This is a genomic window from Halospina denitrificans (assembly GCF_004364635.1).
GTDB lineage: Bacteria > Pseudomonadota > Gammaproteobacteria > Pseudomonadales > Oleiphilaceae > Halospina > Halospina denitrificans.
This window is the reverse complement of sequence record NZ_SOAX01000001.1, coordinates 107258-121805: the sequence shown is the minus strand read 5'-3', so window position 1 is coordinate 121805 and position 14548 is coordinate 107258. Positions and strand designations below refer to the sequence as shown.

Sequence of the window (14548 nt, the reverse complement as noted above, 5' to 3'; positions counted from 1 at the left end):
GTTGCGGGGATTACCTGACTGTCGGCACGTCCTGTTCTTCGTCGCTGTCTTCCTCCAGCTGGCCCGATCCGGTGTCCACCTCGTGCAGCTGCGGTGTTCCCGAATCACCACCGACGGAGTCGGAGGCGGGTTCAGGCAGCTTGAAGCCGGCAACCGATTCACGCAGCTCGGCGGCCATGGAGGCCAGGTTGCCGATGGACTGAGCGGTCTGGTTGGTGCCGGAGGAGGTCTGGGAGGTGATCTCCTGGATGACGTTCATGGTGTTGGAAATGTGGGCCGCCGAGGACGACTGCTGGCGCGCCGCGTTGGAGATGTTCTGGATCAGCTCCGCCAGGTTGGTGGATACGTTCTCGATCTCCTCCAGGGCAACACCGGCGTCCTGGGCCAGGCGGGCACCACGCACCACCTCGCTGGTGGTGTGTTCCATGGAGATGACGGCCTCGTTGGTGTCCGACTGGATCGTCTTGACCAGGGCCTCGATCTGCTTGGTCGCCGCGGAGGAGCGCTCGGCGAGTCGCTGCACCTCGTCCGCGACCACCGCGAAGCCACGGCCCGCGTCCCCGGCCATGGAGGCCTGGATGGCGGCGTTCAGCGACAGGATGTTGGTCTGGTCGGCGATGTCGTTGATCAGCGATACGATGTCGCCGATCTCCTGGGAGGACTCACCCAGACGCTTGATCCGCTTGGAGGTTTCCTGGATCTGCTCGCGGATGTCGTCCATGCCCTTGATGGTGTTCTGCACCACCTCGGCGCCTTTCTTGGCGATGGATACGGAGCGTTCCGCTACCGAGGAGGATTCGGAGGCGTTGGACGATACCTGATCGATGGATACGGCCATCTCGTTGACGGCGGCGGATGCACCGGCGATTTCCTGGGCCTGGTGCTCGGATGCCTCGGCCAGCTGCTTGGCCGTGGACTGGGTCTCCTCGGCAGAGGAGGCCACCCGTACCGCCGTATCCCGGATGGACTGCACCAGGGTGCGCATCTGGTCGATGGCGTAGTTGATGGAGTCCGCGATGGCCCCCGTGAAGTCCTCGGTGACCGTGGCCTCGGTGGTCAGGTCACCATCGGCGAGATCGGCCAGTTCGTCCAGCAGCCGCAGGATGGCGTTCTGGTTCTGCTCGTTCTGCTCCTGGGTTTCGCGCAGTCGGCGTTGTGAGGCCTGATACAGAGCCACACCGATGAGCATGATGTTGACCATGATCGCGATCAGGACCACATAGGCCCACATGGGCGTAACGATGTGATTGCGGTTCTGGATCAGGCTGACCAGTGCTGAGGTTTCGTCCAGCAGCTGCGGACTGGTCTCGAAGATGGCGCTGGCGGAGTCACGCGCCTGGAAAAGGCCCGGAGCGAAGTCGAGGATTGCGTCGACGTTTTCACTGACTACGGTGAAGAGCTCTTCGTCGACGTATTCCAGCACGTACTGGGCGTCGGGGTTGTCCAGCGCCTGGATGCCCATGGACTGGTCGCCTTCGAGCTGCGCATTCAGCACGCGTCCGAAGCGCTGGGCGTCCTGGCCGAAGCGGTTGGCGGCCACGACTGCATCCTCGTCACCGCTCAGGATGTTATTGACGCTTCGCGCAATCCGCTCGGCGAGCAGTGACTGGCGCTCGGCCAGAGAGATCTGTTCCGGCGGCGCGCCACTGTCGATCAGGATGCTGACGACATCCTCGTATTCGACCTGAAGGTCCGGGATGGTGTCGTTCAGCGTCCCCGCCACCTCGTGGAGTGACAGTACCGCGTCCTGGGTGCTCAGTATCTCGTCGGCGTTGTTCCGAACCCGTGCCCACATGGGCTGGACATTCGTTTGCTCTGTCAGTTCCAGCGGCGGCAGTCCGGTGTCCGGGTTGCCCTCTTTGAGGTACTGCCACAGTCTCTGGAAGCGGTCCCGGGAGTTCTGGAGCTGTTCAAAGGCCGACTCTGTTCCGCCAGCAGCCTCCGTGGAGTTTTTCGCAATCTCCTGGGAAAGGACCCGGAGATCGCCAGCATAGTCAATGTACTGGGTGTCATGACTGCTGTTGCGGTTGACCAGCACCAGCACCACGATCAGCGATATCGTCAGAACGGCCAATAATGCAATCAGCCCGACGATGGAGCGGTTAGCTCCCTGTGGTGAGATGAATTTTCCGACTCGATTCTGCATTTTCGGCTCCCGGCCTCACTCAGATATTGTTGTCACGGGTTTGGGTTCCGGGGATGCTCGCCGTACTGCTACCACTGGGCGACATCCAGAAACTGTTCATTTTCAGTGAGCGACAGTGTGGAAAAGACTTTCCAGACTTCGTCATTGCGCTGATAGCCCCCCTGCAGGAACGGGTGCACTGCCTCGGCCGGTTCATCCGGGTCCGGCAGGTGGCTTTCAACACTGAAATACTGCATGCCGAGCACATCATCGACCACAAGACCGCTGAACACAGCTCCGTTTTCCACCACCAGGATGCGTCTTTCGCGAAGGTTGCCCGGAGGTCTCGACACTCCAAAGAACAGGGCCAGGTCAATGATGGGAAGCAGACGCCCCCTGACATTGGCAACTCCCAACAGGAAGTTGCGCACTCCCGGCACCGGGGTAAAGCGGGGCACGTCCAGAATCTCCGTGACCTCTCCCATGGGGGCCACGTAACGCTGTCCGGCCAGTGAAAAGCCGATACCATTGAACAGTTCTACCGCTTCTTCCTGCTCAGGCAGCCCGGCAGCCATCTGGTAGCTGCGTCGGGCGATGTCACTCAGGACGCTGAACGGACTGGCTTTGGAGGACGTTGCCTCGGCGGACATCAGGCTCTCCCCTTATTCAGGAAAGAAGATCGTCGATGGTTTTCAGCAATTCGTCTTCAGGCACCGGCTTGACCAGGTACCCCCGGGCGCCCTGCCGGGTTCCCCAGACACGATCCGTTTCCTGATCCTTGGTGGTAACGATGACCACCGGGATATGCTGGGTTTCGGAGCCTCGCGTGAGTTGACGCGTGGCCTGGAATCCATTGAGTCCGGGCATGACGACGTCCATCAGCACGAGATCCGGCTGTTCCGAGCGTGCAATGGCGACGCCATCGGATCCGTTGTCGGCGCTCAGGACCTCGTGCCCGTTCTTGGTCAGAAGCCCGGAGATCTTTTTCACCTCCGTGGGTGAGTCATCAACTATCAGGATGCGAGCCATGGGGTTCCTCTGTTCTTAAGCCGTTGGGTATTCAGCCACACTGACTGGCATTATTCTTCCCGGGTTGGGATGTGGTCGCGGATGGTGCCGAGCAGTTCATCCTTGCTGAAGGGCTTGGTCAGGTACTGATCGGATCCCACGATGCGGCCCTTCGCCTTGTCGAACAGACCATCCTTGCTCGAGAGCATGATGACCGGGGTCTGCTTGAACGCATTGTTGTTCTTGATCAGCGCACAGGTCTGATAGCCGTCGAGCCGGGGCATCATGATATCGACGAAGATAATGTTTGGCTGGGAGTCGGCAATCTTGGCGAGCGCGTCGAAGCCGTCAGTCGCGGTAATGACCTCACAGCCCACTTTCTTGAGAAGGGTTTCAGCAGTGCGACGAATCGTCTTGCTGTCGTCGATCACCATGACTTTGAGGTTTTCGAAGTTGTCTTCCATTGTCCAGCAGCCCTGCGCTTGTCTAAGACGTCGTTATTCTTGTCGGTGGCCGGGACGGTGATCCGTGCCCATAAACTGCGGCCTCTTCCGAGGCGCTTTTTAACACAGATCCCTTGCTTATTCTATACGCAGCCTTTTATATAGCTGAACCCAGATCCGTGCTCCAGCACGGAAATGTCACTGTTTGTATTGGTCCACCGACATGGCCGCTCCCAAAGTGGCCTTCCCAACGGGAAACCCGACTTGCAGAACGGCTGCCCTTTTTCCAGCATAGCAGGTATTCTCTGCTTCGCACCTGCGTGCGTTCAATCCACATCAATTGAAAGTTCCGGAGACCTTAATGACAGTGACCCTGGGCGTGGTCATGGACCCCATAGAGCAGATCAGCTTCAAGAAGGACACCACCCTGGCCCTGTTGATAGCGGCCCAGAAGCGCGGATGGTCCCTCCTTTATATGGAACAGTCCGATCTGTACATCCGCGACGGTGACGCCAGGGCGCGGGTGCGGGAGCTGAGCGTGGACTACAATCCCGAGTGCTGGTACCGGTTCGGGGAAAGCCGTGACATCAGCCTGGGATCGCTGGACGTGATCCTCATGCGCAAGGACCCGCCGGTAGACGACGGTTTCATCATGGCCACCTGGATCCTGGAGATGGCCGAGGAGGACGGGACGCTTGTGGTCAATCCGGCGGCGGCGTTGCGTGACTGCAACGAAAAGCTGTTCGCGACCCGCTTCCCCGAGTGCACGCCGCCGCTTCTCGTGACCCGAGATCCGCAGCGGCTCAAGGATTTCCGCCGGGAATACGGGGATGTGGTGATGAAGCCGGTGGACGGCATGGGAGGGAAGTCTGTTTTCCGGGTCCGCCCGGATGATGACAACCTCAGTGTCATAGCGGAAACGCTCACGGCGGACGGCACCCGTTCGGCCATGGCCCAGGTTTACCTGCCCGAGATCCGTGAGGGTGACAAGCGCATACTGATGATTGACGGCGAGCCGCTGCCCTATGCGCTGGCTCGCATACCCATGGCGGGCGAGAGTCGGGGCAACCTGGCAGCCGGGGGCGATGGCGTTGGGCGGGAACTGACCGACCGCGACCGCTGGATCTGTCAGCAGGTGGGCCCGGCGCTGAAGGAAAGGGGACTGGTGTTTGTGGGGCTTGATGTGATCGGGGATTACCTGACCGAGATCAACGTGACCAGTCCTACCTGTGTGCGCGAGCTGGACCGCGCCTTTGACGATGACATCGGAAGCCGCCTCATGGCCGCCATCGAGACGCGGCTGAATTCCACCCAGAGGGGGTAATGGTCCTTTCATGGCAGATGCTGTAAGCCACGCAGACCGGTTCGGGTTCACTCTCTTCATGGCGTTGGTGTTTCACGGTGTGCTCATTCTGGGGCTCGGCTTTGCCCCGGAGGATCCCGAGCCCACCGACAAGAGCCTGGACGTCACCATGGCCAACCGACCCTCGGAAGAGGCGCCGGAGGACGCTGATTTCCTCGCCGAGGCGGACCAGAAGGCCAGCGGGGACCAGCAGGAGGTCCAGGAGATGACGACGACGGAGCGGACCTCGGTTCCGGATCCGCGAATGGCGGAAACCACACCGCCTCCTTCGGAACCCGAGGCGCCTGAAACGGGAGCCGCTACCGAGACGGTTACCACGACCGGGGAGAGCGAGAGAAGTATCCGGGAAGAGCCGGAGCCCGAACGGGAACAGGCGGAATCAGACCCCCACGAAAGCCTGATGGAGCGCAGCCGCAACATCGCGAGCCTCCAGGCGCGGCTCAGCAACCAGCGCAACCAGTATGCAAAGCGCCCCCGGGTAACGCGTGTGACCTCGGTGTCCACCATGCAGGATGTGGGCGCCGCCTATGTGCGCTCCTGGCAGGAGACCATCGAGCGCACCGGCAACCTCAACTATCCGGAGGAGGCAAGGCGTCGCGGTCTGCACGGAGAGGTGCGCATGCTGGTGTCAATCAATGCCGATGGCAGCCTGCGGGAACTGGAGGTGCTCCAGTCCTCCGGGCACGCCATCCTGGACGACGCCGCGCGCCGCATCGTGCGCCAGGCCAGCCCCTTTGAGCCCTTTGGCAAGCGTATGGCCGAGCAACAGGACGTACTGGAGATCATTCGCACCTGGTCCTTCCAGCGCCGGGGCCTGTCCGGCAGTGCGCCGGGGGCCGGTTAAAAGACGCTTGCCCTGCGGGCCTCTGGCAAGGAATACTGCACCCATGAGCACCGAGTCCGCATTTCTCACCAATCATTTCCTGCTGGCCACGCCCTTTCTGGAAGACCCCCGATTTGGCGGCTCGCTCACCTATATCTGTGAGCACAGCGAGGACGGTGCCATGGGCCTGACCGTGAACCACCCGCTGGAGCTGAGTCTCAGGGATCTGCTTTCCCAGCTTGAGCTGGAGGGGGAGTCGCCGGATGTACCCGTCTACTTCGGCGGACCCGTCCAGCCGGAACGGGGGTTTGTCCTGCACCGCCCGCTGGGTGACTGGCGCAGCTCACTGGCGCTGACCGACACCCTGGCATTGTCCACATCCCGGGATATACTCGCGGCCATCGCCCGCGGCGAGGGGCCTGATGATTTTATGATGATGCTCGGTTACGCGGGCTGGGCTCCCGGGCAACTGGAAGAGGAGCTCTCCGGTAATGCCTGGCTGACCTGCCCGGCGGATGAGCACATCCTGTTTGACCTGCCCCCGGAACGTCGCCTGGCGGCGGCCCTGGAACAGCTGGGGGTCGAGCCGGGCCACCTCAGCAGCGGGATCGGCCATGCCTGAAAGCCGCAGCCTGATGGCGTTCGATTTCGGGGACCGCTGGATCGGCGTGGCCGTGGGCCAGGAAATGCTCGGACGTGGTTCCGGAGTGGCACGCCTCAAGGCACGGGACGGAATTCCCAACTGGGAGGAAATCGCCAAGCTGGTGGAAACCTGGCAGCCGGACCTCTTCCTGGTGGGGCTTCCGCTGAACATGGATGATTCCGAGACCGAGCTGTGCCACCGTGCCCGAAAATTCGCCAGACGCCTTCATGGGCGCTATCATCGCCCCGCCGAGATGGTGGATGAGCGACTGACGACCCACGAGGCCAAGCAGGACCTCTTCGACCGCGGGGAGACCCCGGATTACGCGCGTGAGGGCGTTGACCGCCGCGCCGCCGAACTGATCCTGGAAACCTGGTGCGCCGCGCAACACTGAGGTGAAGAGTGCTGGATGTAGAACAGTTACTGGAGCGGATGACGGAGGACCTGCGCGAGCTGACCCGGGCTCGCGGTCTGGAGGTGTTCCATCCTGTTGGTATCCGTACCGGGGGTGTCTGGATCGCCCGCGAGCTGCGCCGCCGCCTTGGGATCGAGGCCGAGTGCGGTGAGCTGGACATTGCTTTCTACCGGGATGACTTCAGCCGCATCGGGCTGCATCCCCGGGTGCGACCCTCCTGGCTGCCCTTTGAGACCGAGGGTTTCCACCTGCTGCTGGTGGACGATGTGATCATGAGCGGTCGCACCATTCGGGCCGCCATGAATGAGCTCTTTGATTACGGTCGACCGGAATCAATCACCCTGGCTACGCTGATTGACCTGGGGCGCCGGGAGCTGCCGATACAGCCGGACGTGACCGGCAGCAGGCTTGAGCTTGAATCCGGGCAGCGGGTCAAGCTCCAGGGGCCGGAACCGCTGGAACTTGCTATCGAGGAGGTGAGCCATGGGTGAATCCAATGCCAGCCTCCAGCTGACGCCGGACGGCAATCTCCGCCACTTCCTGTCCATCGACGGCCTGGACCGGGCCATGCTGACCCGTATCCTCGACACCGCCGACTCCTTCATTGAGGTGGGCGAGCGCAGCATCAAGAAGGTACCCCTGTTGCGTGGCCGTACCGTGGTCAATCTCTTCTTTGAGCCCAGCACCCGTACCCGCAGTACCTTCGAGCTGGCGGCCAAGCGCCTGTCCGCCGACGTGCTGAACCTGGACATCGGCACCTCCGCCACCTCCAAGGGCGAAACCCTGTCGGACACGCTGCTCAACCTCCGGGCCATGGCCAGCGACATGTTCGTGATCCGCCATGCCCAGAGCGGCGCCCCGCACTTCATCGCCCGCTCGGTGACCCCGGACGTGGCCATCATCAACGCCGGGGATGGCCGCCACGCCCATCCGACCCAGGCTATGCTGGACATGCTCACCATCCGCCAGCACAAGCAGACGTTTGCCGGGCTGCGTGTGGCCATTGTCGGGGATATTCAGCATTCACGGGTGGCCCGTTCCCAGATCCGCGCGCTCAACACCCTGGGCGTGGACGAGGTGCGCCTGGTCGCTCCCTACACGCTGCTGCCCAACCGGCCCGAGGTTCTGGGGGCCCGGGTCTTTTCCCGTATGGAAGACGGCCTGAAGGGGGTCGATGTGGTCATCATGCTGCGTCTGCAGCGTGAGCGCATGGAAGGGGCGCTTCTGCCCAGCGAAAGCGAGTTCTACCGAATGTACGGACTCACTGAAGAGAAACTCCGCCATGCCGCGCCGGATGCCCTGGTGATGCATCCCGGGCCCATCAACCGGGGCGTGGAGATCGAGTCCTCGGTCGCTGATGGGCCACAGTCGGTCATCCTCGGCCAGGTGACCAACGGCATTGCGATCCGGATGGCGGTGATGTCCATGGCCATGAGCGGTCAGCTCGGCGATCGTCAGTCGGAACAGGGAGAAGGAGTCCAGGCATCGTGACATGGCGCATTGACCATATTTTTCCGGTTGAGGGCGGCAAGGTTCCGCAAGAGCCGACCTCCGTGCTGGTGGATGACGGAGTCATCAGTGCCATCGGCGGGAGCGCGGAAGGCGCCGAGGCCGACCAGGTTACTGACGGCCAGCAGCAGTGGCTGATGCCCGGTCTGATTGACCTGAACTGTCATCTGCGTGAGCCGGGGCCGGACCGCAAGGGCAGTATCGCCACCGAAACCCTGGCGGCCGCGCGGGGCGGCGTCACGCGTGTATGCACGGTTCCCGATACATCGCCGGTTAACGACTCCGGTGCGGTTACCCATCTGATCCAGGACCTCGCCCGACGCAATGGCCGGGTCCGTGTGCATCCGGTGGGTGCCATGACACGCGGGCTCGCCGGCGAGCACTTGAGTGATATGGCCAGCCTTGCCGGTGCCGGCTGTGTTGCCATGGGCAATGCCGGCTACGCGACCCAGAATGCCCGCGTCATGCGGCGGTGCATGGCCTATGCGCGGACCTTTGACCTCAAGCTCTTCATCCAGCCCGAAAACCCCGCGCTGGCCGCCGACGGCTGCGCCCATGACGGCGTCATGGCGGCGCGTCTGGGTTTGCCCGGCATCCCTGAAGTCGCGGAAACCACCGCTGTGAATGAACTATTGATGCTGGGCGCGGAAACCGAGGTAAGACTGCACCTGGGCCCGCTAAGCTGCGCCCGCTCCCTGGACCTGGTGCGCGCCGCCCGCGAGTCAGGGCAGGCGGTGACCTGCGAGGTGGGTATTACCCACCTGGTGGCCACAGAAGGCAGCATCGATGGCTACGAGGGCATTTTTCACTGCCGCCCGCCGTTGCGGACCGAGGTGGACCGCCAGGCGCTGCTCGAGGGTGTGGAATCGGGCGTGATTGACGCCATTGTCAGCCAGCACCGCCCGACCGACAGGGCCGCCAAGCAGGCTCCTTTTGCCGACACAGAACCCGGGCTTTCGACCGTGGAGTCACTGCTCTCGCTGGGGCTGAGGCTTGTCAGTGAAGGGGCGCTTTCACGGGAAAGACTCCTGGCAGCCCTGACGTCCGGGCCGGCGCGGATCCTGGATCAAGCGCCACCCTCGCTGGAGGCAGGTAGCCCTGCGGATTTCTTCCTGCTCACACCCGGCCAGAGCTGGAACGTGGAACCGGAAAGTCTGCTGTCATCGGGGGCACATGCCCCGACCCTGGGGGCGGAGCTTCCGGGCGTTGTTACCCTCACGGCCCTGGGGGGACGGGTTGTCTACCAGGCCTGAACAGGGAGAACGGGACTCATGACGATTCTGCTATTGGTCGCACTGGCGGCCATTATCTGGTTGCTGATGCGGATTGCCCGCCATACGGCGGATGCGCTGGACCGCCAGGCTGCGCTGCAGGTTGAACTGGCCGCACTGAACCGGCGTCTTAGCGCCATTGAGCGGCGGCTGGCATCGGATGCCGGGGAGCAGGACTCACCGGGCGGGTGAGTCCTGCGGAATGTGACTGTTAGTTAACGGCTTCACGCAGGGGCTTGCCAGCCTTGAAGCCCACTGAACGGCTGGCTGGAATCTTGATGGACGCGCCGGTCTGTGGGTTTCGGCCGGTGCGGGCACTACGTTCACGGATGTTGAAGTTGCCAAAACCCGGCAGGGATACGGGTTCATTCTTGGCCAGGGCGGCGCTGATCTGATCGGTTACCGCATTGAGCACTTCCTGGGCCTTGTTTTTCGAAAGGCCTGTTTCCTCAGCAATCGCTGCGGCGAGTTCCGGTTTACGCATCGTTGGGTCTCCTTGTGGGGTTGACGACACAGTACTTATCTATAGCTCACCCATTGCAGCTGTCAAACCCGTCCCCTGCCCAGGCGGACGCCGCCACTGTCGGCTTTGAGGCATCTGTCTCACAAATCCCCTGCCATTTTATTTATGATGCCCAAACTCCGGCTTTAACATTCTGTAACAATGGCGCCCGGACACGGTTCCCAAGCGTCAGACAGTATAACAACAGGACCCATCATGATCCGATCTGCGCCATTACAAGGCCACCGTCACGCGAGCTGTGCAAGACTTGTGGTACTTCTGCTCGTACTCACCCTGCTTAGCGGCTGTTCCATCATCCGCAACCATATGTACCGCACTACCGGCGGCGTGATGCAGGGCCTGTCCAAGGAACATACAACGCCCTACCTGCTGCAGCAGAAGGACCTCGGCATGTCCTGCGCCATGAGCGAGGCGACCACCCCCATGATTATGTCGTTTGGCCGGATTATCGACGAACCCAACCAGCTCGGCGTCATGATGAACCTCTCGGCCGCTGGCTGTTCCATTGAGCGGGCCCGCGAACATGATCTTGCCTACCACCGGCTGATGCGTGACCGCGACACCGACGCCGCCAGGGATGCGCAGTACAGCGCACGGCGCCATTTTCGCGAGGCGACCCTGCGCTATCACCGCAGCTGGAAGAATCTCAACGCCCACTACGGGGATATCGGGAACCAGCAGTGTCCGACGGGCATGCTGGAAACGGAGATGGACCAGTTCATGTACCTCAGCGGTCTTATCGCCGGGCTTCAGGCCATGAATACCCAGGTGCGCTCGGCAGAGCAGCTCGGCGTGCCCAATAACATCGGTTCCCGTGTTGCCCGTGCAACGGACTGTCTCGACGACGATCGCTGGTGGGGCGTCCCCGGTGCCATGAAGGCTGCAGTCCACGCCATGCTCCCGAGCGCTGCCCCTGAGGGCGCTCAGCCCTTCGAGGAACTTGAGGCGGCCAGCCGCAAGGGCGAAGAAGCCGGCGTGCGGCTCGCCAATGTTTTCCACGCCGTGGCGGCCCAGAACGCCGAGGATCGGCAGCGGGTCCGGGATGTGATCCGCCGCCATGCCAAAGCGGTTGAAGAAACGGAGCCGGCGGAGGACTGGGTCATGATCGACGAGACCGCCACGCAGCAGATCCGGGCGATTTCGGACACGCTGTGGACCAAAGCGACCGGGCACAGGACGCCGACGGGGCGCCTTGGGGAATTCTGGGACGATGCGGAACCGGATTCCGAGGACATTGACCTTAACGAGCTGATGTAAGAATCAAGGGAGAGGACAGAACCATGGGTGGAACAACACGCAACATCCTGAAGGCCTGCCTGATGGCAGTCGCAATCGCCGGCCAGCCCCTGATGGCTCAGGGGGACGACGTCATTGAACGCAGTTTCTGCGTTTTTGATCCGGTGGGTGCGAACGGCCCGCTTTTCAACCTGATGCAGTCGGCGCGCCCCATGGCGCTGGAAAACGGCGTGGACCTGGAGTTGCGGGCCTATACCAGCGAGAAGATTGCCGCTGAGGAATTTCGCAATGGCCAGTGCGATTCCGTTCTGATCACCGGCACCATGGCGCGTGACTTCAACCGCTTCACGGGCACCATCGAAGCGATGGGTGCATTGCCGGGCCAGGAGGAGATGCGCATGATGATGCAGGTCCTTAGCCAGGACAATGCACGCAAGTACCTGCAGACCGAGAAGTATGAAGTGGTCGGCGTGCTGCCGGCCGGTGCCATTAACCTATACCTTGATGACCGCCGTATCGACAGCGTCGAAAAGCTTCAGGGCAAGCGCATTGCAACGATGGATCACGACAAAGCGGCCATTACCCTGGTCCGGCACGTTGGTGGGTCGGTGGTGGGCTCCAGCACCTCCAACTTCTCGGGTCGTTTCAACAACGGGAGTGTCGATGTCGCTTACGCGCCCGCAGTCGCGTATGAACCGTTGGAGCTTTATCGGGGACTTGGTGATGATGGCGGCATAATGGACTACAACGTGGCCCAGATGACCTTCCAGATCCTGGTGCGGCGCGACCGCTTCCCGGAAAAGTACACCACGAATGTTCGCGATTACGCCTTCAGCCGGGTCGATGAAGCTTACGAGATCATCGCGGACGCTGAGTCCGGTATCAAGGACAGTTACTGGATGAAGCCCACCCCGCAGGAGCGCAAAGACTACGACGCCATGCTGCGTCAGGTGCGCCAACAGCTCCGGAACGAGGGCGAATTCGACGAGACGGCATTGCGGCTGATGAAAGGCATTCGTTGCCGCGTGGATGGTTCACGCGCGGAGTGTGCCCGCACCGCAAGTAATGACTAAATTTTCCGCTCAACAGGATTCGCTGTAATCATGCCTGTACCCAGTCGCTCCGGTATTGAGTGGTTTTCTTCATTACCGGCATGCCTGATCCTGCTGCTGTTCGTTTTCTTTTCAACAACAACGGATCTGCACAATCAGGCACTTCAGCTCGGTGACCACATCTGGCCCAGCTATTACGAGCTGCGGGAGGATCCGGTCCCACCGGACTGCAATCCCAGGGCGGACGTCGAGTCCGAAGTGGATCGCCTGGCCGAAGAGCGCCTCGAGGATGACATTGCCGGGTTACTGGGGGAATCGGCGGTTGACCGTGAGGCAATCCGCGAATCGGTTATTGCTTCCCGCGAGTCCTGCGAATCGGAGCATGAGGGGTATGAACAAACCAAGGACCGCATTACCCCCGCAGTGCGCACCTACCGGTATCTGGAGCAGAAGCTGGCCGAACTGACCGAGGCCGGGCTTAACTGGCAGCGACCGATGCTCATCGTGCTTTTGATGATCTGTGCGGCCACCGCCACCCTTGGGCGTCATCAGATTGCGATTCGCGGTATTGAAACGATTACGGACTATCGGGTTTCCTACACGGGCCAGTTGATCGCCAACATTCTGCTGCTTGGCTCCAGCTGGATCTTTCGTATCCATACCCATGAGGCAATGGATTCGGTTCCGCCAGAGCGTGACACCCTGCACCTGCTGTGGATTCTGTGCTTCGGCGTGCTGTCCCTGGCCAGTCTTTACCGGCTTCTCCGGATGCCCGGTGACCTCAAGTCAGGCGGAAATGTGGCCCAGGCCCTGTCGACTGTGCCGCTATACAGCGTCATGTGTTTCATTTCCGCCGCCTATTTCCTGAGCTTCGGGTACGCCCAGGGAATCGGGGTCTACCTGGGCGCGCTCATGGAGCACGCGGATATTTTCGTTAACGTTGCGCTCTATGTCTGGGCCGGCATGATGTTGAAACAGACCCGTGTCGCTACCCTCGTGTTCGATATTTTCCGCCCGCTCAGGATGCCGCCTGAACTCCTGGCAACCGTTGCCGTTGTGGTCGCGGCCATTCCCACGGCCTATACCGGTGCCTCGGGGATCTTCGTGATTGCCGCGGGCGCGGTTATCTACCACGAGATGCGCGCCGCCGGAGCCCGCCGGCAGCTCGCTCTGGCGGCAACCGCCATGTCCGGCTCCATGGGCGTCGTGCTCAGGCCCTGTCTGCTGGTGGTGGTGATTGCCATGCTCAACCGGGAGGTCACTACGGACCAGCTGTTCAGCTGGGGTTACTATGTGTTCCTGCTGTCCGCTGTACTGTTCTTCCTGGTGACCATGCTGGTTAACCGCCAGAGCCGTTTCGAGCTTGCACCGCTTAACGTTGCCATCCCCGAGATGCTCCAGGCGCTACGACCACTGATTCCCTATGCCCTGGTCATTGCCGCGGTCGTTCTGGCCTATAAGTATGGGCTTGGTGTCAGTCTTGATGAGTTCTCGGCGCCCCGAATTCTGCCATTGATGCTCCTCGGCATCCTCGTCTACGAGGCCGCGCGCTTCCGTGGCCAGCCCCTGCCGGAAACTGCCGGCGGTCAGGCGCACAGTGGTTTTGAGCCGAGCCTGCGCCACGCAACCAGTGACACCACCATCGAGATCGGCGCCCTGCTGCTGCTGTTCGGTCTGTCCATCAGCCTGGGCGGGGTTATCGAGCGTGGCGGCCTGATGGGCCACTTCCCGGACAGCTTCGCCAGCCCCTGGAGCGCGATGCTCATCATGGTGCTTGTGCTGGTCATCCTGGGAATGATCATGGACGCCTTTGGCGCTGTGATCCTGGTCAGTGCCACGGTCGCGACTATGGCCTATAAGAGCGGGATCAATCCGGTCCATTTCTGGATGGTTACCCTGGTGGCCTTTGAGCTGGGCTACCTGACGCCGCCTGTGTCACTCAACCATCTGCTCACGCGTCAGGTGGTCGGAGATGCGGAGGTACGGCTGAGCCATCTTTCAGAGGGCAGCTTCTACCAGCGCCACGAGCGGATACTGATGCCCATGGTGGTCATGGGCACGGCCCTGTTGCTGGTGGCGTTCGTTCCGCTTCTGTTCTACGGCCTCTGAGCGAGGCCGCATCCGCTGTTGTGGATCA

16 protein-coding genes are annotated in these 14548 nt (G+C 61.7%); 11 read left to right on the top strand and 5 right to left on the bottom strand.

Going from position 1 to position 14548, the window contains the following annotated elements:
- Nucleotides 1–10 precede the first annotated feature (10 nt).
- From DES49_RS00570 to pilG, 4 genes are all read right to left on the bottom strand, one after another.
- Nucleotides 11–2146, bottom strand: coding sequence for a methyl-accepting chemotaxis protein (locus DES49_RS00570; protein ID WP_133734446.1), 2136 nt, complete (start codon nt 2144–2146; stop codon nt 11–13).
- A gap of 68 nt (nt 2147–2214) precedes the next feature.
- Nucleotides 2215–2775 (bottom strand): chemotaxis protein CheW, encoded by a 561-nt coding sequence (locus tag DES49_RS00565; protein WP_133734445.1) that lies wholly within the window; start codon nt 2773–2775, stop codon nt 2215–2217.
- Between the two features lie 16 nt (nt 2776–2791).
- Entirely contained in the window at nt 2792–3154 is a 363-nt protein-coding gene (pilH, locus tag DES49_RS00560) for a twitching motility response regulator PilH (RefSeq protein WP_133734444.1), read from the bottom strand.
- A 50-nt stretch (nt 3155–3204) separates the two neighbouring features.
- Nucleotides 3205–3597 carry a twitching motility response regulator PilG gene (gene pilG, locus DES49_RS00555; protein ID WP_133734443.1) on the bottom strand — a complete coding sequence of 131 codons (393 nt, stop codon included), beginning with the start codon at nt 3595–3597 and terminating at the stop codon, nt 3205–3207.
- Nucleotides 3598–3937: 340 nt separating this feature from the next.
- Between pilG and gshB the strand changes: the two genes are divergently transcribed.
- Genes gshB through DES49_RS00515 form a run of 8 tightly spaced genes read left to right on the top strand, consistent with a single transcriptional unit; the run spans nt 3938 to nt 9792 of the window.
- A complete protein-coding gene (gene gshB / locus DES49_RS00550) occupies nt 3938–4900 on the top strand; it encodes a glutathione synthase (RefSeq protein ID WP_133734442.1) in 963 nt (320 codons plus the stop codon).
- Between the two features lie 10 nt (nt 4901–4910).
- Nucleotides 4911–5783 (top strand): energy transducer TonB, encoded by an 873-nt coding sequence (locus DES49_RS00545; RefSeq protein WP_133734441.1) that lies wholly within the window; start codon nt 4911–4913, stop codon nt 5781–5783.
- Nucleotides 5784–5826: 43 nt separating this feature from the next.
- Nucleotides 5827–6384: a YqgE/AlgH family protein gene (locus tag DES49_RS00540; RefSeq protein WP_133734440.1), complete on the top strand. Its 558-nt coding sequence runs from the start codon at nt 5827–5829 to the stop codon at nt 6382–6384.
- A complete protein-coding gene (gene ruvX, locus DES49_RS00535; protein ID WP_133734439.1) occupies nt 6377–6799 on the top strand; it encodes a Holliday junction resolvase RuvX in 423 nt (140 codons plus the stop codon). Before DES49_RS00540 ends, ruvX begins: the two co-directional genes overlap by 8 nt.
- 8 nt (nt 6800–6807) lie before the next feature.
- Nucleotides 6808–7311, top strand: coding sequence for a bifunctional pyr operon transcriptional regulator/uracil phosphoribosyltransferase PyrR (gene pyrR / locus DES49_RS00530; protein ID WP_279591364.1), 504 nt, complete (start codon nt 6808–6810; stop codon nt 7309–7311).
- A complete protein-coding gene (locus DES49_RS00525; RefSeq protein WP_133734438.1) occupies nt 7304–8311 on the top strand; it encodes an aspartate carbamoyltransferase catalytic subunit in 1008 nt (335 codons plus the stop codon). The genes pyrR and DES49_RS00525 overlap by 8 nt, the downstream gene beginning before the upstream one ends.
- Nucleotides 8308–9582 carry a dihydroorotase gene (locus DES49_RS00520; protein ID WP_166645945.1) on the top strand — a complete coding sequence of 425 codons (1275 nt, stop codon included), beginning with the start codon at nt 8308–8310 and terminating at the stop codon, nt 9580–9582. The genes DES49_RS00525 and DES49_RS00520 overlap by 4 nt, the downstream gene beginning before the upstream one ends.
- 18 nt (nt 9583–9600) lie before the next feature.
- Nucleotides 9601–9792, top strand: a complete 192-nt coding sequence (locus DES49_RS00515) for a hypothetical protein (RefSeq protein ID WP_133734436.1) — start codon at nt 9601–9603, stop codon at nt 9790–9792.
- A 19-nt stretch (nt 9793–9811) separates the two neighbouring features.
- Here the strand turns inward: DES49_RS00515 and DES49_RS00510 are convergent, their stop codons facing one another.
- The gene (locus tag DES49_RS00510) at nt 9812–10084 is read right to left on the bottom strand and encodes an HU family DNA-binding protein (protein WP_133734435.1); all 273 of its coding nucleotides are present in this window, start codon (nt 10082–10084) and stop codon (nt 9812–9814) included.
- Between the two features lie 234 nt (nt 10085–10318).
- Here DES49_RS00510 and DES49_RS00505 point away from each other — a divergent pair, with 234 nt between their 5' ends.
- The 3 genes from DES49_RS00505 to DES49_RS00495 are packed head-to-tail and all read left to right on the top strand — an operon-like array spanning nt 10319 to nt 14520.
- Nucleotides 10319–11380, top strand: a complete 1062-nt coding sequence (locus DES49_RS00505; protein ID WP_208296996.1) for a hypothetical protein — start codon at nt 10319–10321, stop codon at nt 11378–11380.
- Between the two features lie 23 nt (nt 11381–11403).
- A complete protein-coding gene (locus DES49_RS00500) occupies nt 11404–12432 on the top strand; it encodes a putative solute-binding protein (RefSeq protein WP_243864777.1) in 1029 nt (342 codons plus the stop codon).
- Between the two features lie 30 nt (nt 12433–12462).
- Nucleotides 12463–14520: a TRAP transporter large permease subunit gene (locus DES49_RS00495; protein WP_133734434.1), complete on the top strand. Its 2058-nt coding sequence runs from the start codon at nt 12463–12465 to the stop codon at nt 14518–14520.
- Nucleotides 14521–14548: the final 28 nt, after the last annotated feature.

Coding starts and splice junctions, on each gene's coding strand:
- gshB (WP_133734442.1), top strand. CDS start 3,938: ATGACAGTGACCCTGGGCGTGGTCATGGACCCCATAGAGCAGATCAGC.
- DES49_RS00540 (WP_133734440.1), top strand. CDS start 5,827: ATGAGCACCGAGTCCGCATTTCTCACCAATCATTTCCTGCTGGCCACG.
- DES49_RS00515 (WP_133734436.1), top strand. CDS start 9,601: ATGACGATTCTGCTATTGGTCGCACTGGCGGCCATTATCTGGTTGCTG.
- DES49_RS00545 (WP_133734441.1), top strand. CDS start 4,911: ATGGCAGATGCTGTAAGCCACGCAGACCGGTTCGGGTTCACTCTCTTC.
- DES49_RS00525 (WP_133734438.1), top strand. CDS start 7,304: ATGGGTGAATCCAATGCCAGCCTCCAGCTGACGCCGGACGGCAATCTC.
- DES49_RS00510 (WP_133734435.1), bottom strand. CDS start 10,084: ATGCGTAAACCGGAACTCGCCGCAGCGATTGCTGAGGAAACAGGCCTT.
- DES49_RS00565 (WP_133734445.1), bottom strand. CDS start 2,775: ATGTCCGCCGAGGCAACGTCCTCCAAAGCCAGTCCGTTCAGCGTCCTG.
- pilG (WP_133734443.1), bottom strand. CDS start 3,597: ATGGAAGACAACTTCGAAAACCTCAAAGTCATGGTGATCGACGACAGC.
- pilH (WP_133734444.1), bottom strand. CDS start 3,154: ATGGCTCGCATCCTGATAGTTGATGACTCACCCACGGAGGTGAAAAAG.
- DES49_RS00570 (WP_133734446.1), bottom strand. CDS start 2,146: ATGCAGAATCGAGTCGGAAAATTCATCTCACCACAGGGAGCTAACCGC.
- DES49_RS00495 (WP_133734434.1), top strand. CDS start 12,463: ATGCCTGTACCCAGTCGCTCCGGTATTGAGTGGTTTTCTTCATTACCG.
- ruvX (WP_133734439.1), top strand. CDS start 6,377: ATGCCTGAAAGCCGCAGCCTGATGGCGTTCGATTTCGGGGACCGCTGG.
- DES49_RS00505 (WP_208296996.1), top strand. CDS start 10,319: ATGATCCGATCTGCGCCATTACAAGGCCACCGTCACGCGAGCTGTGCA.
- DES49_RS00500 (WP_243864777.1), top strand. CDS start 11,404: ATGGGTGGAACAACACGCAACATCCTGAAGGCCTGCCTGATGGCAGTC.